Annotated in this window: 17 protein-coding genes and 1 riboswitch; of the genes, 8 read left to right on the forward strand and 9 right to left on the reverse strand. The window is 73.5% G+C overall.

Annotated features, from left to right (window positions below; all coding sequences use genetic code 11):
* Positions 1 to 237: 237 nt before the first annotated feature.
* A riboswitch (cobalamin riboswitch) is annotated at positions 238 to 323 on the reverse strand.
* A gap of 153 nt (positions 324 to 476) precedes the next feature.
* The 3 genes from ACFVFS_RS10695 to ACFVFS_RS10705 are packed head-to-tail and all read left to right on the forward strand — an operon-like array spanning position 477 to position 3906.
* On the forward strand, positions 477 to 1772 hold the full coding sequence (locus ACFVFS_RS10695) for a hypothetical protein (protein ID WP_380622419.1): 1296 nt from the start codon (positions 477 to 479) through the stop codon (positions 1770 to 1772).
* Positions 1769 to 2395: a precorrin-8X methylmutase gene (locus tag ACFVFS_RS10700; RefSeq protein WP_380622421.1), complete on the forward strand. Its 627-nt coding sequence runs from the start codon at positions 1769 to 1771 to the stop codon at positions 2393 to 2395. Before ACFVFS_RS10695 ends, ACFVFS_RS10700 begins: the two co-directional genes overlap by 4 nt.
* Positions 2392 to 3906 carry a precorrin-2 C(20)-methyltransferase gene (locus ACFVFS_RS10705; protein ID WP_380622423.1) on the forward strand — a complete coding sequence of 505 codons (1515 nt, stop codon included), beginning with the start codon at positions 2392 to 2394 and terminating at the stop codon, positions 3904 to 3906. The genes ACFVFS_RS10700 and ACFVFS_RS10705 overlap by 4 nt, the downstream gene beginning before the upstream one ends.
* Before the next feature lie 36 nt (positions 3907 to 3942).
* On the opposite strand, the gene ACFVFS_RS10710 is transcribed toward ACFVFS_RS10705, so the two are convergent.
* Entirely contained in the window at positions 3943 to 4209 is a 267-nt protein-coding gene (locus ACFVFS_RS10710) for a type II toxin-antitoxin system RelE/ParE family toxin (protein ID WP_380622425.1), read from the reverse strand.
* The gene (locus ACFVFS_RS10715; RefSeq protein WP_380622427.1) at positions 4206 to 4469 is read right to left on the reverse strand and encodes a type II toxin-antitoxin system Phd/YefM family antitoxin; all 264 of its coding nucleotides are present in this window, start codon (positions 4467 to 4469) and stop codon (positions 4206 to 4208) included. Before ACFVFS_RS10715 ends, ACFVFS_RS10710 begins: the two co-directional genes overlap by 4 nt.
* Positions 4470 to 4598: 129 nt before the next feature.
* On the opposite strand from ACFVFS_RS10715, the gene ACFVFS_RS10720 reads away from it, so the two are divergent.
* Together ACFVFS_RS10720 and ACFVFS_RS10725 are read left to right on the forward strand one after the other, a co-directional pair.
* On the forward strand, positions 4599 to 5729 hold the full coding sequence (locus ACFVFS_RS10720) for a cobalt-precorrin-5B (C(1))-methyltransferase (protein ID WP_380622429.1): 1131 nt from the start codon (positions 4599 to 4601) through the stop codon (positions 5727 to 5729).
* 150 nt (positions 5730 to 5879) lie between these two features.
* Positions 5880 to 7409, forward strand: a complete 1530-nt coding sequence (locus ACFVFS_RS10725) for a UDP-N-acetylglucosamine 1-carboxyvinyltransferase (protein ID WP_380622431.1) — start codon at positions 5880 to 5882, stop codon at positions 7407 to 7409.
* 49 nt (positions 7410 to 7458) lie between these two features.
* Here ACFVFS_RS10725 and ACFVFS_RS10730 read toward each other — a convergent pair whose 3' ends face one another.
* The 5 genes from ACFVFS_RS10730 to cbiE form a co-directional block, all read right to left on the reverse strand.
* Positions 7459 to 9615: a hypothetical protein gene (locus ACFVFS_RS10730; RefSeq protein WP_380622433.1), complete on the reverse strand. Its 2157-nt coding sequence runs from the start codon at positions 9613 to 9615 to the stop codon at positions 7459 to 7461.
* 216 nt (positions 9616 to 9831) lie between these two features.
* Positions 9832 to 10365, reverse strand: coding sequence for a DinB family protein (locus tag ACFVFS_RS10735; RefSeq protein WP_380622435.1), 534 nt, complete (start codon positions 10363 to 10365; stop codon positions 9832 to 9834).
* An 82-nt stretch (positions 10366 to 10447) separates the two neighbouring features.
* Entirely contained in the window at positions 10448 to 11188 is a 741-nt protein-coding gene (locus tag ACFVFS_RS10740; protein ID WP_380622598.1) for a cobalt-precorrin-6A reductase, read from the reverse strand.
* Complete coding sequence (cobM, locus tag ACFVFS_RS10745; protein WP_380622437.1) at positions 11188 to 11949, reverse strand: precorrin-4 C(11)-methyltransferase; 762 nt, start codon at positions 11947 to 11949, stop codon at positions 11188 to 11190. The genes ACFVFS_RS10740 and cobM overlap by 1 nt, the downstream gene beginning before the upstream one ends.
* A complete protein-coding gene (gene cbiE / locus ACFVFS_RS10750; protein ID WP_380622439.1) occupies positions 11946 to 13205 on the reverse strand; it encodes a precorrin-6y C5,15-methyltransferase (decarboxylating) subunit CbiE in 1260 nt (419 codons plus the stop codon). Before cbiE ends, cobM begins: the two co-directional genes overlap by 4 nt.
* Before the next feature lie 167 nt (positions 13206 to 13372).
* Here cbiE and ACFVFS_RS10755 point away from each other — a divergent pair, with 167 nt between their 5' ends.
* Positions 13373 to 14833: a catalase gene (locus ACFVFS_RS10755; RefSeq protein WP_380622441.1), complete on the forward strand. Its 1461-nt coding sequence runs from the start codon at positions 13373 to 13375 to the stop codon at positions 14831 to 14833.
* Between the two features lie 84 nt (positions 14834 to 14917).
* Here ACFVFS_RS10755 and ACFVFS_RS10760 read toward each other — a convergent pair whose 3' ends face one another.
* A complete protein-coding gene (locus ACFVFS_RS10760; RefSeq protein ID WP_380622443.1) occupies positions 14918 to 15358 on the reverse strand; it encodes a gamma-glutamylcyclotransferase family protein in 441 nt (146 codons plus the stop codon).
* Positions 15359 to 15489: 131 nt separating this feature from the next.
* Here ACFVFS_RS10760 and ACFVFS_RS10765 point away from each other — a divergent pair, with 131 nt between their 5' ends.
* Positions 15490 to 16509: an EamA family transporter gene (locus tag ACFVFS_RS10765; RefSeq protein WP_380622445.1), complete on the forward strand. Its 1020-nt coding sequence runs from the start codon at positions 15490 to 15492 to the stop codon at positions 16507 to 16509.
* On the opposite strand, the gene ACFVFS_RS10770 is transcribed toward ACFVFS_RS10765, so the two are convergent.
* On the reverse strand, positions 16463 to 17059 hold the full coding sequence (locus ACFVFS_RS10770; RefSeq protein ID WP_380622447.1) for a dihydrofolate reductase family protein: 597 nt from the start codon (positions 17057 to 17059) through the stop codon (positions 16463 to 16465). The two genes, ACFVFS_RS10765 and ACFVFS_RS10770, sit on opposite strands and share 47 nt — an antisense overlap.
* 172 nt (positions 17060 to 17231) lie before the next feature.
* Here ACFVFS_RS10770 and ACFVFS_RS10775 point away from each other — a divergent pair, with 172 nt between their 5' ends.
* Positions 17232 to 17807 carry a TetR/AcrR family transcriptional regulator gene (locus tag ACFVFS_RS10775; RefSeq protein WP_380622449.1) on the forward strand — a complete coding sequence of 192 codons (576 nt, stop codon included), beginning with the start codon at positions 17232 to 17234 and terminating at the stop codon, positions 17805 to 17807.
* The last annotated feature ends 5 nt before the right edge of the window (positions 17808 to 17812 follow it).

A 17812-nucleotide genomic window follows, 5' to 3' on the forward strand; every position in this document is an offset into this window, starting at 1 on the left:
GCCCTCCCGGCCTCGGAGCCGCCCCGAGCCGAAGGGCGCGCCGGCGTTGAAAGTGACGAGTGACAAGCGACTGACGAAGGAAGGAGCGCCGGAGCGGGATGCGTCAACGGCGGGTTCGGGCGCCCGGAGGCAAGCGGGCGAGCGCCTGCGGGCATGGGCCCAGGCACGGACATGCGACGGGGCATGGCTTTCTAGCCTTCCTCGGGGTCCGCGCCCCGGGCCGGTGGAGGACGGCAGGAGTTCCTGGCTCCCGCGGCTCCCCGGTGTCCCGGTGAACCGCGGTCACAGTGGCGGGACCGCACCGGGTTCGCACCGGTTTCCTCCCCTGCGCCGTCGCTGGCGTCGGACGGTCCGCGGGGACCGTCCGCCTGCATCGTACGGGGTGCGGCCGACCCGGGGGAGGGGAGGCCGCCGGGGTGCCGGGCGAGGCCGGAGATGTGAGCGACGGTACGGCGGCGACCGATCGGATCATCTGTATGCTCGCCGCCATGCCTCCCGAACCCGACGCCGCCGCGCCGGGCGCCGCCGTGCCCGACCGGGCGCGCCCGGACGCCTGCCCCGGGGCCCTCCGTCTGCACCCCGCCGACGACGGCGCCCTGGCCCGGATCCGGCTGCCCGGAGGCCTGCTGACGAACCGTCAGGCCCTGGCGCTGGCCGACGCGGCACGGGAGCTCGGTGACGGCCGGCTGGAGGTCACCTCGCGCGGCAACGTCCAGCTGCGCGGCCTGGCTTCGGACTGCGGCGGCGAACTCGGCGGGCGGCTGCGCGCCGTCGGCCTGCTGCCCTCCGACACCCACGAGCGGGTCCGCAACATCGTCGCCTCGCCCGGTCCGGCCGCCGGCCTCGCCGATGTGCGGGCCTGGGCGCGCGCCCTCGACCTGGCCCTGTGCGCCAGCCCCTGGGCGACCGGCCTCTCCGGCAAGTTCCTGTTCGTCCTGGACGACGGCGGCGGCGACGTCGCCGCGCTGGACGCCGATGTGACATTGATCGCAGGCCCGGACGGCACCGCCCTGCTGCGGCTCGGCCGGGCGGCCACCGTGCGGCCGGTGCGCGCCGACCACGCGGTCTGCGCGGCCCTGGACGCCGCCCGCGAGTTCCTGGAGGCGCAGCGCGCCGCCGGGGTGCGGGCCTGGCACCTGCGCGAGGTGCCCGAGCTGCTGCCGCCCGGCCCGCTGCCGATGCCGGTGCTGGCCGGCACCCGGCCGCCGCTGGGCGCCCTGCCCGGGGGCGGGCTGCACGTCGGCCTGCGCTTCGGTCTGGCCGGCGCCGACCAGTGGCGGGCCCTGGTGGACGCCGCCGAGGGCGAGCTGCGGCTCACCCCGTGGCGCGGCGCGGTGCTGCCCGGCGCCCCCGCCGGGCGGCTGGCCGCTCTTGCGGAGGCCGGCTTCCGGACGGCGGCCACGGCCTGGGACGGCGCGAGCGCCTGCACCGGGCTGCCGGGCTGTGCGAAGTCGCTGGCCGACGTCCGGGCCGACGCGGCCCGGGCGCTGGACGGAGCGCCGGCTGCCGCGGGTGCGTCGGGCGCGTCGGCTGCCGCGGGCGCCGAGGGTCTCGCGGGTGTTCCGATGGCCGCCGGCGGCCTGCCGGTGCACTGGTCGGGCTGCGAGCGCCGCTGCGGCCACCCCGCCGGACGGCGGGTGGATGTGCTGGCGACCGGGCAGGGGTACCGGGTGGCGGTGGAAGGGCCGCACCCGGGGCGGGTCACCGCCGTGGAAGTGACGAACGAGGAGATGGCCGCGGCGGTCGCCGCGGCCCGGAGGACCACCACGTGATCGAGTACGAGAAGGACGGCGCGTCCATCTACCGCCAGTCCTTTGCCACCATCAGGGCCGAGGCCGACCTCGCCGCGCTGCCCGCGGACGTCGCCCAGGTCGCGGTGCGGATGATCCACGCCTGCGGCATGGTCGACCTGGTCGAGGACCTGGTGTACTCGCCGGGCGTGGTCGCCTCCGCGCGCGCCGCTCTGCGCGCCGGTGCGCCGATCCTGTGCGACGTCAACATGGTCGCCAGCGGCGTCACCCGCAAGCGGCTGCCCGCCGACAACGAGGTGATCTGCACCCTCACCGACCCGGCCGTGCCCGAGCTGGCCCGGGCGATGGGCAACACCCGCAGCGCCGCCGCGATGGAGCTGTGGCTGCCCCGGCTGGAGGGCGCCGTGGTCGCCGTCGGCAACGCGCCGACCTCGCTCTTCCGGCTGCTGGAGCTGATCGAGGCCGGAGCCCCGCGCCCGGCCGCGGTGATCGGCGTGCCGGTCGGCTTCATCGGCGCGGCCGAGTCCAAGGAGGCGCTGGCCGTGCACCCGGCCGGCCTGGAGCACCTGGTGGTCCGGGGCCGGCGCGGCGGCAGCGCGATGGCCGCCGCCGCGATCAACGCGATTGCGAGCGAGGAAGAGTGACGGAGAATCAGCAGACCGGCCGGCTCTACGGGGTGGGCCTCGGCCCCGGCGACCCCTCGCTGGTGACCGTCCGCGCCGCCGAACTCATCGGCAAGGCCGACGTGGTGGCCTACCACAGCGCCCGGCACGGCCGGTCCATCGCCCGGTCCATCGCCGAGCGTTATCTGACGGGCGGTCAGATCGAGGAGAAGCTGGTCTACCCGATCACCGTCGAGACCACCGACCACCCCGGCGGCTACCGGGGCGCGCTGGACGACTTCTACGAGGAGGCCGCCGCCCGGCTGGCCGCCCACCTGGACGCCGGCCGCGACGTCGTGGTGCTCGCCGAGGGGGACCCGTTCTTCTACGGCTCCTACCAGCACATGCACAAGCGCCTGGCGCACCGCTACCCGACCGAGGTGGTGCCCGGCGTGACCTCGGTCAGCGCCGCCGCCGCCCGGCTCGGCCAGCCGCTCACCGAGGCCGAGGAGACGCTCACCGTCATCCCCGGCACGCTGCCCGAGGAGGAGCTGACCGCGCGCCTGGCCGCGGCCGACTCCGCCGTCGTGATGAAGCTCGGCCGCACCTTCCCGACCGTGCGCCGCGCCCTGGAGCGGGCCGGCCGGCTGGCCGACGCCCAGTACGTCGAGCGGGCCTTCATGGAGGGCGAGCGGACCGCGCCGCTGGCCTCGGTCGAGGCCGAGGACGTCCCGTACTTCTCGGTGGCCGTACTGCCCAGCAGGGTCGCCCCGCTGGAGGCCCCGGCGCCCGACCTGAGCGGTCCCGGCAGCGTCACCGTGGTCGGCACCGGCCCGGCCGGCCCGCTCTGGCTCACCCCGGAGGCGCGCGGCGCCCTGTCCGCCGCCACCGACCTGGTCGGCTACACCACCTACCTGGACCGGGTGCCGGTGCGCCCGGGGCAGGTTCGGCACGGCTCCGACAACAAGGTGGAGTCCGAGCGCGCCGAGTTCGCCCTCGACCTGGCCCGCCGCGGCCACCGGGTGGTGGTGGTCTCCTCCGGCGACCCGGGCGTCTTCGCGATGGCCACCGCCGTCCTGGAGGTCGCCTGCGAGGAGGCCTACCGGGACGTCCCGGTGCGGATCGTCCCCGGCATGACCGCCGCCCACGCGGCCGCCTCCCGGGCCGGCGCCCCGCTCGGCCACGACTACGCGGTGGTCTCGCTCTCGGACCGCCTCAAGCCCTGGGACGTCGTCGCCGCCCGCCTGCGCGCCGCGGCGGGGGCGGACCTCGTGCTCGCCCTCTACAACCCCGGCTCGCAGTCCCGCACCACCCAGGTCGGCCGCGCCCGCGACCTCCTCCTGGAGTACCGGGCCCCCGAGACCCCGGTGGTCATGGCCCGCGACGTCGGCGGCCCCACCGAGCGCGTGCGCACCGTGCGCCTCGCCGACCTGGACCCCGCCGAGGTCGACATGCGCACCATCCTCCTCATCGGCTCCTCCCAGACCCGCCACGTCCCCCGCTCCCCGCACCCGGACGTCACCTGGACCCCCCGCCGCTATCCGGAGGCCTGACACCCCGCCTCCCGGACCCCCGAGGTCCGGGAGGCGTCAGGACCAGGTGCGGCAGATCTCGGAACGGTGGCCGATCCGGATCGCCAGGACGATCAACTGCCCGCCGTCGACGGTGTAGATCACCCGGGGGTCGCCGACCCGCAGCCGTCGGTTCTCGGGCGAGCCGACCATCGCGGTCGTGTGGAAGCCGTAGGGGTCCTGCTCCAGGTCGGCGAGCTTGCGCAGGATCTGTATCGCCGCCTGCCGGGGGAGTTCGCGCAGTTCACTGCGGGCGGACTCGATGAAGCGGGCGCTGTACTTCACTCCGGCCTGGCCAGGGTCTCGGCCACGACCTCTTCCAGGGAGTAGGTGGGTTCGCCCCGGCGCTCCTCGATGAGGCGCACCAGTTCGCGCTCCTCCCATTGCCGGTACTCGCGAAGCAGCTCTATCGGGACGACGGCGGCCACCTCCCGTCCGCGCCGGGTGATCACGGTCGGTTCGTCCCGCTCGGCACGGTCCACCACGTCGGCGAGGTGCTCTCGCGCTTCTCGGATCGATACGGTCCGGACGGGCTGCTCACTCATGAGTCGAGTGTACTGAGTGGCCCATGTGTACACACCGCCCCCGTGGGCCCGTCCCGAGTGTGGGGCGTGCGGGGAGGCGGGGGACCATGGACCCGATCGGTAACGGGACTGCAAGGAGGACGGTGCGGCATGGGTGAGGTCGGTGGGCGGGCCGGGCAGCTGAGGAGCAGCGGGCTGCGGCCCGGCTGGACGACCGGGGCGTGCGCCACGGCGGCGACCAAGGCCGCGTACCGGGCGCTGCTCACGGGGGTGTTCCCGGATCCGGTGGAGATCGTGCTGCCCAAGGGGCAGCGGCCGGCGTTCGCTCTCGCGGTGGAGGGGATCGCCGAGGAGCCGGGCGGGCGGCGGGCGATGGCCGGGGTGGTGAAGGACGCCGGGGACGACCCCGATGTCACGCACGGCGCGCTGGTGCGCTCCACGGTGTGGGCGGGGGAGCCGGGCGCGGGCGTGGTCTTCCGGGCCGGGCCCGGGGTCGGCACCGTCACCAAGGCCGGGCTGCCGCTGGCGGTCGGCGAGCCGGCCGTCAACCCGGTGCCCCGGCAGCTGATCCGGGAGGCGGTGGCCGAGGTGGCGGCCGCCTGCGGCGGCAGCGGGGACGTGGTGGTGGAGATCTCCGTCGACAACGGCGAGGAGATCGCCCGCTCCACCTGGAACCCCCGGCTCGGCATCCTCGGCGGGCTCTCCATCCTCGGCACCACCGGGGTCGTCGTCCCCTACTCCTGCTCGGCCTGGATCGACTCGATCCGGCGCGGGGTGGACGTGGCGCGGGCCGCCGGGCGCACCCATGTGGCCGGCTGCACCGGGTCGACGTCGGAGCGGACGGCCGTCGCCGTGCACGGGCTGCCCGAGGACGCGCTGCTCGACATGGGCGACTTCGCGGGCGCGGTGCTCAAGTACCTCAAGCGCCACCCGGTGCCGCGGCTGACCATCGCCGGAGGCTTCGCCAAGCTCTCCAAGCTCGCCGTCGGCCACCTCGACCTGCACTCGGCGCGCTCCCAGGTGGACACGGGCTACCTGGCCGGGCTCGCCCGGGCGGGCGGCGCGGGCGCTGAGCTGACGGCGGCGGTCGCGGCGGCCAACACCGCGCTGGAGGCGATCCAGCTCTGCCGGGCGGCCGGGGTGCCGCTGGGCGACCTGGTGGCCGAGGCGGCGCGGGCCACCGCCCTCGGGGTGCTGGTCGGTTCGCCGGTCGCGGTGGACGTCATCTGCATCGACCGGGCCGGGACGATCGTCGGCCGGGCGGAGCCGCTGGGGCCGTGAGCGGGCCGCGGCTTTCGTCTCAGGCGTGTCCCGGGAACTTCGCCGTGATGTGAAGATCTGACGTGCATACGGGGTGAGAAACGGACAAAAGTTACGCCACGCCAGGGGTTGGTTCTGTCGCTATCTCAACCATGAGATATGGTCTGGCGAGTGACAGGCGACTACCTCACCCGTATCGGCACCCTCATCCGTACCGCGCGTCAGCACCGTGGTTGGTCCCAGGCCCAGCTCGGCGAGGCCCTCGGCACCAGCCAGAGCGCGGTCAACCGCATCGAACAGGGCAAGCAGAACGTCAGCCTTGAGATGATCGCCCGCATCGGCGAAGCGCTCGACAGCGAGATCGTCTCCCTCGGCTACGCCGGCCCGATGCACCTGAGGGTCGCCGGTGGCACCACCCTCTCCGGCGCGATCGACGTCCGCAGCAGCAAGAACGCCTGCGTGGCCATCCTCTGCGCCTCGCTACTGACCACCGGTCGCACCACCCTGCGCAGCGTCGCCCGGATCGAGGAGGTCTACCGGATCCTGGAGGTGCTCACCAGCATCGGCGTCAGGAGCCGCTGGATCAACGACGGCCGCGACCTCGAACTCACCCCGCCCGCCGAGCTCGACCTCGCCGGCATGGACGTCGAGGCCGCCCGCCGCACCCGCAGCGTGCTGATGTTCCTCGGCCCGCTGATGCACCGCGCCGACACCTTCGCCATCCCCTACGCCGGCGGCTGCGACCTCGGCACCCGCACCGTCCAGCCGCACCTCACCGCGCTGCGCCGGTTCGGCCTGGAGGTCGCCACCACCGGCGGCGCCTACCACGCCTCCGTGCAGTCCGGCGTCCCGCTGGACCGCCCGATCGTGCTGACCGAGCGCGGGGACACCGTCACCGAGAACGCCCTGCTCGCCGCCGCCCGCCACGACGGCGTCAGCGTCATCCGCAACGCCTCGCCCAACTACATGGTCCAGGACCTCTGCTTCTTCCTGGAGAAGCTGGGCGTGCGGATCGAGGGCATCGGCACCACCACCCTCACCGTGCACGGCGTCCCGCAGATCACCTGCGACGTCGACTACACCCCGGCCGAGGACCCGGTCGAGGCGATGAGCCTGCTCGCCGCCGCCGTGGTCACCTCCTCCGAGCTGACCATCCGCCGGGTGCCGATCGAGTTCCTGGAGATCGAGCTCGCCGTGCTGGAGGGCATGGGCCTCGACTACGACCGCACCCCCGAGTACCCGGCCCACAACGGCCGCACCCGGCTGGTCGACCTCACGGTGCGCCCCTCCAAGCTCACCGCGCCGATCGACACCATCCACCCGATGCCCTTCCCCGGCATCAACATCGACAACGTGCCGTTCTTCGCCGCCATCGCCGCGGCCGCCCACGGCACCACGATGATCCACGACTGGGTCTACGACAACCGCGCCATCTACCTCACCGAACTCACCCGCCTCGGCGCGGACATCAAGCTCCTCGACCCGCACCGGGTGCTCGTCCAGGGCCCCACCCGCTGGCGCGCCGCCGAGATGGTCTGCCCGCCCGCCCTGCGCCCCGCCGTCGTCATCCTCCTCGCGATGCTCGCCGCCAAGGGCACCTCGGTGCTGCGCAACGTCTACGTCATCAACCGCGGCTACGAGGACCTCGCCGAGCGCCTCAACTCCATCGGCGCCCAGATCGAGACCTTCCGCGACATCTGAGCCCGGATCCACACCGTGCCCGGCCCCGGAACCCCGGGGCCGGGCACGATCAGCGGTCGCCCCGGGCCAGCTTCAGGAACAGGTCACCGTCGACATGCAGGTTGAGGATGGACTTCGGCGGCAGGTCGGCCGGGAGGAAGGGGCGCCCGGGGCGGGTCGTGCTCATCTCCACGATGCTCCGTATGGACCGGACGCCGTGGCGGTACGTCGGAACCTTGAGCAGGGCCTCCAGGATTCCGGGGTCGACGTCGAACTCCTTGCCGCTGTTCTCCTTCCGCGCGATCGCCTGCGCGGTGAAGAGCGCATGGAGGACCAGGGCGCGCCGGATCAGGTAGGAGGAGTCCTCCGGCTCCGGATTGACCCCCGCGATGTCGATGTAGCCGCGCAGGCGACTGAGGAAGTCGGGCACCTTGAGCTCCCGCTCGGCCTCCGGGGCGGCTTTGCTGAAGTCGTCGAAGCTGTGGAAGGTGCCGCCGCCGAACACGAAGATGCAGGGACCGACCCGGTGTACGGTGCCCTTCTGCCGGAAACTGCCGTCCTGGATGGGGGAGAGGAAGTGCCTCAGCCAGCCGAGACGACTTCCGTCGAGCTTCGTGTCGAACTCGTCCCAGAAGGCGACCGGGAGGTTTCCGGCCAGGGCGGTGTCGCGAACCCGGTGCAGCGCGACCACGAGGTCCGACGGCCCTCCGAACTGTGACAGGTTGAATTCGAGGAACCTGATCGAGGCCTTGTCCTGTCCGGATATCTCGCTCTCCACCAGCTGCTCGACAGCGAACGACTTCCCGGATCCGGGGGCGCCGAAGACCGCCAGGGCCAGTGGCTGCTGGCCGAACCTGAGTCCGTCGCGGTACCTGGCGATGATGTTGCGGATCGCATGCAGGCCCTCGATCTCCCGGCGGTCGACCACGGTGAGCTTGCCGAACCGTCCTACCGGCACATTCGCCAGAACCTGGTCCCCCATGGTGGCGACACGCTTGGGAAGGTCGGCGGATTCGGGGTTCTTCAGCCTTCTGCTGTCAAGGAGGAGGAACGAGAGCGAGTGGCTCGGGCTCCGGGTGATGGAAATGTTCTTTGCCGTGGCGAGCCGCAGGCCGTCCTTGGGCTTGGCGGACGGTGGTTCGAATATTTTCGATGCGGGGCAGTGGAATTCGTTGGTCTTCTCCCGGTTGTCGTTCCCGAGGTCGAATCCCTGGTCGTACATCGACTGCATCGCGGTGAGCCCCGAACGCATGGCCCGGACGAGCTTCGGCCGGTCGGCCGACCTGGCGAGTTCGGCTGCCACCGCGCCGCAGAGCGCGCTCCCGTAGCCGAACATGGTTCCCTGGCCGTTCTTCCGCCGCCAGGAACGCTCTGTCCGCTCGCGGTCGAACACGAGGGTGTAGCTCGGGCCGGAGGCCTCGGTCCGGTCGATCAGCAGCGCGCCGGACGGCCCGAAGGAGACGATGAGCCGACGGCAGTTCGACAGTTCGTGGAGCCGTTTGTGGAGTTGGAGTTCCAGCGCGGTGTCCTGGGCGGACCGTTCCCATGAGATGTCTCGGCTGATGCCGGCCCCGGCGTCCCGTAGCCGCGATGCCGAGGTGACCGCGATGAAGCGGCTGGCCAGGGTGTCGTTCTGGTCGCGCAGGCGCTTGTTGAAGTACGACCAGATCTCACCTTCGGCGATGCGGTGGCTCATCTTGAGCAGGAGCCACGGGCCGTGGTCCTTGCTCGTCAGGCCCGGGAGGACGTCGTCGCCGGGTGGACCGTCCTTCCACGTGTCCCGATAGCCCAGGGCGGAGTCGTCGAGCACGATGATGTCAGGGGGCGCCTGGACGTCGATTCCCTGATAGAACCGTTCGGGAAGCAGCGGGTTGATGTCGACGGCGTCCGATCCGAAGCCGAGGTATTCCTTGACGCGCCACCGCTGGACCTCGTTCTCGGCCGGTTCCACCGGATATTTGGAGATGATCGCGAACGAGTGGTTGTAGGGATTGTCGAATGCTCTCAGGGCACCTTCTTCCGGCCGATCGGGCCGATGTACGTGGACGGTTCCGCGGGTGGCTGCCTCGATCATGTCGGCGAGCAGGAATGCGCCGCCGGTGAGCCACCGTACGTTGACCAGTGTCTGTAACCGGTCCTCGGCGTCACTGATCGGCGGCATGCTGTTCTCTCTGAGTGCCCAATCGATCGTCAGATCGCCGGTGACGACGATGTGCTTCTTTCCCACGGGGATCATCTTCTTGCGGCAGGCTCGGGGTGGATCCGAATCGCTCCTCCTCCTATTGGACACCCGACCCGGGAGTGATTTCCAGGCCCGGGCGGGCAGGAAAGGCGGCCACAAGTGACTCTGCTTCGAGCGGGAACCTTCCCTGTCGACAGTTAGTGCCCGGAGCGGGACCCTCCGCGACTGTCGGGGAATCCGCTGATCCGCCCGCACTCCGGGTCACTCGCCGGTGCGGCCGTCGAGGTGTTCGCGGAGGAGGTCGGCGTGGCCGTTGTGGCGGGCGTACTCCTCGATCATGTGGGTGAGGATCCAGCGCAGCGACCAGCTCTCCTCGCCGTGGGGGCCGCGGTAGTGCCCGGGGACGTCCAACGACGGGGCGGCGGCGACGAGTTCCCGGGCGTGGGCGCACTCGCGGCGCCAGACGGCGAAGGCCTCGTCCGGGTCGGCGTCGTCGACGTCGAACTCGGCGAAGCTCCCGTCCGGGTGCTTCCAGAAGCCGGGGCGGGCCTCGTTGTTGAGGGTGTTGCGGAACCAGCCGCGCTCGACCTCGGCGAGGTGGCGGGCCAGGCCGAGCAGGGAGAGCGCGGAGGGGGCCAGCGGGCGGGCGCGGAGCTGCTCGGTGGTCAGCCCGGCGCACTTCCAGGCGAAGGTGTCGCGCTGGTGGTCCAGGAAGGCGGTGAGGGTGGCGCGCTCGTCGCCGAAGTTCGGGGTCTCGGTGCGGGCGGCGTCGGCGAGGGCGTAGGCGTCGGTCATGCGGTCATGGTGGCAGGAACGGCCCGGCGCGGTCCGGGAATTAACGCCCGGGGATTGACGCCCGGGAGTCGGCGTCCGGGGATCACCGGTCGGCGAGCCAGGCCAGTGCGGCCTGGACGGTCTCCGCGACCGGGACGCCGGCCGGGGCCGGCGGGCGGTCCACGACCACCACCGGCAGGCCGAGTTCGCGTGCCGCGGTGAGCTTGGGCGCGGTGGCCGCGCCGCCGCTGTCCTTGGTGACGACGACGTCGATCCGGTGCTCGCGCAGCACCGCCCGCTCGCCGTCCAGGGTGAACGGGCCGCGGTCGAGCAGGACGTCGAGCGAGGCGGGCAGCGGCGGCTCGGGCGGGTCGACCGAGCGGGCCGTGAAGTGCAGGCCGTCGAGGTGGGCGAAGGCGCCGATGCCCTGCCGGCCGCTGGTGAGCAGGATCCGACGGCCGAGGGACGGCAGCAGGTCCGCCGCCGACGCCAGCGAGGGGACGCGGTGCCAGCGGTCGCCCGGCACCGGTGCCCAGCCGGGGCGGCGCAGGGCGAGCAGCGGTACGCCGGTCGCCGCGGCGGCCTCGGCGGCGTTGCGGGACATCGCGGCGGCGAACGGGTGGGTGGCGTCGACCACCGCGGTCACCCGTTCGGCGCGCAGCCAGGCGGCGAGGCCCTCGGGGCCGCCGAAGCCGCCGATCCGCACCTCGCCGACGGGTAGCCGGGGCTCGGCGACCCGCCCGGCGAGCGAGCTGGTGACCCGCCCGGCGGGGTGTCCGGCGGCCAGCGCGGCGGCGAGGGCGCGCGCCTCGGTGGTGCCGCCGAGCAGCAGGACGTGGGCCATCACGCGCCGCAGGGCTCGTGCGGGCGCTCGCGGTCCGCGGAGTAGAGGTGGCTGTCGCGGAACTGCTCGGCGCCGAGCGTGCGCCCGACGATGATCACCGCGGTGCGGACGATGCCGGCCGCCTTCAGCTGCCCGGCGATGTCCCCTACGGTGCCGCGCAGCACGACCTCGTCGGGCCGGCTGGCCATCGCGACCACGGCGGCCGGGCAGTCCGCCCCGTAGTGCGGCAGCAGCTGCTCGACCACGTCGTCGACGTAGCCGGCGGCCAGGTGGAGGACGAGCAGGGCGCCGCTGCGGCCGAGGGTGGCGAGGTCCTCGCCCTCCGGCATCGGGGTGGCGCGCTTGGCGATCCGCGTGAGGATGACGGTCTGGCCGACGGTCGGCACGGTCAGTTCGCGCTTGAGCGCGGCCGCCGCGGCGGCGAAGGCCGGCACGCCGGGCACCACCTCGTACGGCACCCCGGCGGCGTCCAGCCGGCGCATCTGCTCGGCGACGGCGCTGAACACCGAGGGGTCGCCGGAGTGCAGCCGGGCGACGTCCTGCCCGGCGGCGTGCGCGCGGACCAGCTCCCCGGTGATCTCGTCGAGCGTCAGGTTGGCGGTGTCGACCAGCCGGGCGCCGGGCGGGCACTCGGCCAGCAGCTCGCGCGGCACCAGGCTGCCGGCGTAGAGGCAGACCTCGGCGCGGGCGAGGATCCGCTGGCCGCGCAGGGTGATGAGGTCGGCGGCGCCGGGGCCGGCCCCGATGAAGTGGACGGTCACGAGGCGTTCTCCTGAGGGGTGGACGGCGCGGGGGACGCGGCGGGCTTGACGGCGGACCACTGGGTGACCGGCATCGCCTGGCGCCAGCCGGTGAAGCCGCCGACCGGGACGGCGTGCGCCACGGCGAGCCGCAGCAGCTCCCCGCCGTGCCGCCGGTACCAGGCGGTGAGCAGCGCCTCGGACTCCAGGGTGACCGTGTTGGCGACCAGCCGGCCGCCGGGGGCCAGCGCGGCCCAGCAGGCGTCCAGCAGGCCGGGCGCGGTGAGCCCGCCGCCGACGAACACGGCGTCCGGCGCGGGAAGGCCGTCGAGCGCCTGCGGGGCGGCGCCGGTGACGACCCGCAGCCGGGGGACGCCGAGCGCGGCGGCGTTGCGGGCGATCCGTTCGGCGCGCACCGGGTCGCGCTCCACGGTGACGGCCAGGTTGTCGCGGTGGGCGCGCAGCCACTCGATCGCGATCGAGCCGGAGCCGCCGCCGACGTCCCAGAGCAGCTCGCCGGGGACGGGCGCCAGGGTGGCCAGGGTGGCGGCGCGCACGTGCCGCTTGGTCAGCTGGCCGTCGCTCTCGTAGGCGCCGTCGGGCAGGCCGGGGACGACGGGGGTGCGCGGGCCGTCGGCGGGGAGGTCGACGGCGATGACGTTGAGCGGGTCGCCGGGCGGGTGCGGCCAGCCGTCGGCGGGGCCGTCCAGCCGCCGCTCGCCGGGGCCGCCGAGCTGTTCCAGGACGCGCAGCCGGGCAGTGCCGTGGCCGGCCGCGGCGAGCAGTCCGGCGACGGCGGCCGGGGTGGCGGCGCCGGCGCTGAGCACCAGCAGCCGGCGCCCGGGGTTGAGGGCGAGCCGCAGGGTGTCCAGCGGGCGGCCGACCAGGCTGACCACCTCGGTGGACTCCAGCGGCCAGCCGAGCCGGGCGCAGGCGTACGCGACGGAGGAGGGGTGCGGCAGGACGCGCAGCCGTTCGGCGCCCGCGGTCTCGGCGAGGGTGCGGCCGATGCCGTAGAACATCGGGTCGCCGCTGGCCAGTACGGCGAGCGGGCGGTCGGCGTACCGGTCGAGCAGCCCGGTGACGGCCGGGCGCAGCGGCGACGGCCACGGCACCCGTTCGGCGGCGACCTCGTCCGCGGGCAGCAGGTCGAGCTGCCGGGGGCCGCCGATCACCGCCCCGGCCGCCCGCAGCGCGGCACGGGCGGGGCCCGCGAGGCCGGGCCAGCCGTCGGCCCCGATCCCGACGACCGTGATCGGGGGTGGCTGCTGGGGCACCGGCGGGCTCCTCGGGGCGGGTCGTGGACACAGTGGACACAGGGGCCCGGGCAGCCTATCTGGCGGCGCCCGGATCGCGATCAGCCAGGGTGCGGGCCCGGTCGCACGGGGTTAGCGTCGTGCCGGGAAGACCTCCGGGGGGACCTCAGCACGCAACGGAGGACAGCATGTCCGAGTCAGCGGTCCCGTACACCACCAACAACGCCGGCGTCCCGGTGCCGAGCGACGACAACTCGCTCACGGTGGGCAGGGACGGCCCGATCCTGCTCCACGACCACTACCTGATCGAGAAGATGGCCCAGTTCAACCGGGAGCGGGTGCCGGAGCGGGTGGTGCACGCCAAGGGGGCCGGGGCGTACGGCGTCTTCGAGACGACGGAGGACGTCAGCCGCTACACCAAGGCGACCCTGTTCCAGCCGGGCAGGCGGACCGAGATGCTGGCCCGCTTCTCGACCGTGGCGGGCGAGCAAGGCAGCCCGGACACCTGGCGCGACCCGCGCGGCTTCGCGCTGAAGTTCTACACCGAGGACGGCAACTACGACCTGGTCGGCAACAACACGCCGGTCTTCTTCGTCCGCGACACCATCAAGTTCCAGGACTTCATCCGCTCGCAGAAGCGCCGCACCGACAACGGCCTGCGCGACCACGACATGCAGTGGGACTTCTGGACGCTCTCGCCGGAGACCGCCCACCAGGTCACCTGGCTGATGGGCGACCGCGGCATCCCGAAGTCGTACCGGCACATGAACGGCTACAGCTCGCACACCTATCTGTGGGTCAACGCGGGCGGCGAGCGGTTCTGGGTGAAGTACCACTTCAAGACCGACCAGGGCGTCGACTTCCTCACCCAGGCGGACGCCGACCGGCTGGCCGGCTCCGACCCGGACCTGCACCGCCAGGACCTCTGGCAGGCCATCGAGGGCGGCACCCCGCCGTCCTGGACGCTGCACGTGCAGGTCATGCCGTTCGACGACGCGCCCGGCTACCGGTTCAACCCCTTCGACCTGACCAAGGTCTGGCCGCACGGCGACTACCCGCTGATCCGGGTCGGGACGATGACGCTGAACCGCAATCCGGAGGACTACTTCGTCCACATCGAGCAGGCCGCCTTCGAGCCGTCCAACCTGGTGCCCGGGATCAGCGTCTCGCCGGACAAGATGCTGCTCGGCCGGATCTTCTCCTACCCGGACACCCACCGGTACCGGATCGGCCCCAACTACGCGCAGCTGCCGCCGAACCGGCCGCACGTGCCGGTGCACTCCTTCGCCAAGGACGGGCCGATGCGCTTCGACCCGGCCCGGACGGCGGCGCCCTACGCGCCGAACTCCAAGGGCGGCCCGGCCGCGAACCTCGCGCGGTACGACGACCCGGCGGCCGGCTGGCACAGCTCGGGCGACATGGTGCGCGAGGCCTACTCGCTGCACGCCGAGGACGACGACTGGGGGCAGGCGGGCACCATGGTGCGGCAGGTGCTGGACGACGCGGCGCGCGACCGGCTGGTCTCCAACATCGTCGGGCACCTGCTGGGCGGGGTGAGCGACCCGGTGCTGGAGCGGGCCGTGCAGTACTGGCGCAATGTCGACAAGGCGCTGGGCGACCGGGTCGCCAAGGGCGTCGGCAAGGACTGACGGCTGTTCGGCCGGTTCCGGTTCCGGTTCCGGTTCCGGCTTCGGCGCCGGAGCCGGGGGCGCGGGTCCGTGGGGCCCGCGCCCTCAGGCGTCCGCGCCGTCGCGCCGGCGCCAGTCGCCGGAGGCGACGAGCGCCGGGTGCGTGCGCAGCCGGGCGGCGACGGCGGGCCCGGCCAGGTACACCCAGGCGTCCACCGCCGCGCCGTCCGCCGTCCGGACGGCGAGCCGCTCGCGGACGTACGTGCCCAGGCCGTCCGGGCGGCAGTCCTCCAGCCGGTCCAGCGCCGCGAGCGCCGCCGGGTGGGCGGCCGGGTGGACGGTGACCAGCTCGCCGCTGATCCGCCGCCCCGGCGCGGGGTCCGGTACGGCGTAGGGGAACCCGGGCCCGTCGTGCAGGGCCGCGCCCTCCAGCACCGCCGCCCGCACCCCGGTGCACCGGCCGGCCAGGAAGGCGGCGTGGTTGCGTTCCCCGGTGAGCAGGGTGCCGTAGACGAAGAAGGGCAGGGCGGGGGGTTCGGCGGGCACGCGGGGTTCCTCCTGGGCGGGGGCCGGTCGACAGTCGATGGTGCCCGGTCGGTGATACCCACTGGCGCGCGGGGTGGCCGATGCGGTGTCATGGCGGATGCAACTGCCAGCACCGTCCAAGGGGGACACCCATGACAGCACCCGCCGAGCGCGTACCGGCCGCGTCCGCGGACGCCGCTCCCACGGACGCCGCTCCCACGGACTCCGCTCCCGCGGACCCCGCTCCCGCCGCGGCGCGGCTCGGCGCGGGCGTGTGGGTGGCGCTCGCCATCGTCTACGTGGTGTGGGGCTCGACGTACCTGGGGATCCGGATCACCGTCGAGACGATGCCGACCTTCCTCTCCGCCGCCGCGCGCTTCCTGGTCGCCGGACTGCTGCTCGCCGGGTTCGTCGCCGTCCGACACGGCCGCAACGCCCTGCGGGTGGACCGGCGGCAGCTGGGCTCCGCCGCCCTGGTCGGTGCCCTGCTGCTGACCGGAGGCAACGGGCTGGTGGTGCTCGGCGAGAACTCGATCCCGTCGGGCCTGGCCGCCCTGCTGGTCGCCGCCGTGCCGCTGTGGATGGTGCTGCTGACGGCGGCCGGCGGCGACCGCCCGAGGCCGGCCGAGCTGGCCGGGGTGCTGCTCGGGCTGGTGGGCCTGGGGGTGCTGTCCGCTCCGGCGATCGGCGGCGACATCGCGCCGGTCGGGGTGGTCGCGGTACTCGTCGCCACCGTCAGCTGGGCGCTCGGCTCCTTCGCGTCCAAGCGCATCCGGATGCCCGACAACGTGATGGCCTCCAGCGCCTACCAGATGCTGGCCGGCGGGCTCGGCAACGTCCTGATCGGACTGGCCCGCGGCGAGCAGCACGGCCTGCACCCCGGCGACATCTCCACCCGCTCCTGGCTGGCGCTGGCCTTCCTGGTGGTGTTCGGCTCCCTGGTCGCCTTCACCGCGTACGCCTGGCTGCTGCGCTCCGCCCCGCTGACCCTGGTCGCCACCTACGCCTATGTGAACCCGGTGGTGGCCGTGCTGCTGGGCTGGCTGGTGCTGGCCGAGCCGCTGACCGGCCCCACCCTGCTGGGTGGGGCGATCGTGGTCGCGGGCGTCGGCCTGGTGGTGAGCGTCAGCCGGTCGTCGACGCGCTCGTCCGCTCGTAGGTCAGCACGGTGACCCCGTTGCCGAAGCCGTGGGACCCGGTGAGCGCGAAGGTGTGCGGGGCGTAGCCCGCGCGGAACAGCGGCACCCCGGCGCCGATCGCCACCGGGTACTGCTTGACGATCAGCTCGTCGATCTCCGGCAGCAGCCGGCCGGCCAGCTCGCCGCCGCCGCAGAGCCAGATGCCGAGGCCGTCCTGCCGCTTGAGCTCCCGGACCAGCTCCAGCGGGTCGGCCGCGGTGACCTCCACGGCGGGGTCGGGGCTCTCGGCCAGGCTGCGGGAGAAGACGATCTGCCGCAGGTGGGCATAGGGGCTGGTGAGGCCGACCGCCAGCCCCGGATCGTAGGTGCCGCGGCCCATGACGACGGTGTCGAAGCGCTTGTTGGGCGCCTCGGCGATCCCCATCGCGGCCCGTCCGGGGGTCGGCACGGTCTCCGGGTACTCCGCGCACATGTGGGAGAGGTAGTCCCCGCCGACGTACGGCATGAGGAACTGGTAGTCGCCGTCCGGGGCGGCGATGAAGCCGTCGATGGTGGCGCCGACGTAGTACGTGAGCTTTCGCATCCACATCCTTGGAACGTGTTGGTCGATTCGGTCCGCCCCGCGGTCCCCGGCGGGCCTGTCGTGGCCGTCGGGGCGCTGGGTCGCTGGGGCGCTGGGGCGCTGGGGCGAACAACGACAGTTATAGTACTTCGGACATAGTGGTTGCAAGAGATTTCCTGAGGGAGCTTCAGCGATGGCCCAGAACCCCGCCCGGCGCACGGCGCTGACCGACGCCGCCGTCGACGTCCTCGCCGACCAGGGGGCGCGCGGACTCACCTTCCGCGCCGTGGACGTCCGGGCGGGCGTTCCGGCCGGCACCGCGTCCAACTACTTCGCCAGCCGCGACGACCTGCTCGACCAGACCGCCCGGCACATCCACCACCGGCTCACCCCCGACCCGGTGATCATCGGCGAGCTGCTGCGGGCGCCCCGCGACCGGGCCCTGGTCACCGCCCTGATGCACGACCTCGTGCGCCGGATCGACGCCGACCGGTCCGGCTACCTCGCGATGCTGGAACTGCGCCTGGAGGCCACCCGCCGCCCGGAGATGCGCGCCCAGCTCACCGCCACGATCCGCGAGCAGCTGGAGGCCAACATCGCCTACCACCTGGACGAGGGCTTCCCCGGCGACCGCGAGACCGTCGTCGTGCTCTACCTCGCGATGACCGGCCTGCTCGTCGAGCACCTCACCCTTCCCGGCGTCCTCGGCGCCGACGCCGTCCCGGCCCTGGTCGACACCCTGGTCGCCCGCACCGTTCCGGAGGCCTGACGAAG

It is taken from the genome of Kitasatospora sp. NPDC057692 (genome assembly GCF_042799475.1).
In the GTDB taxonomy this organism is placed as follows: Bacteria; Actinomycetota; Actinomycetes; order Streptomycetales; family Streptomycetaceae; genus Kitasatospora.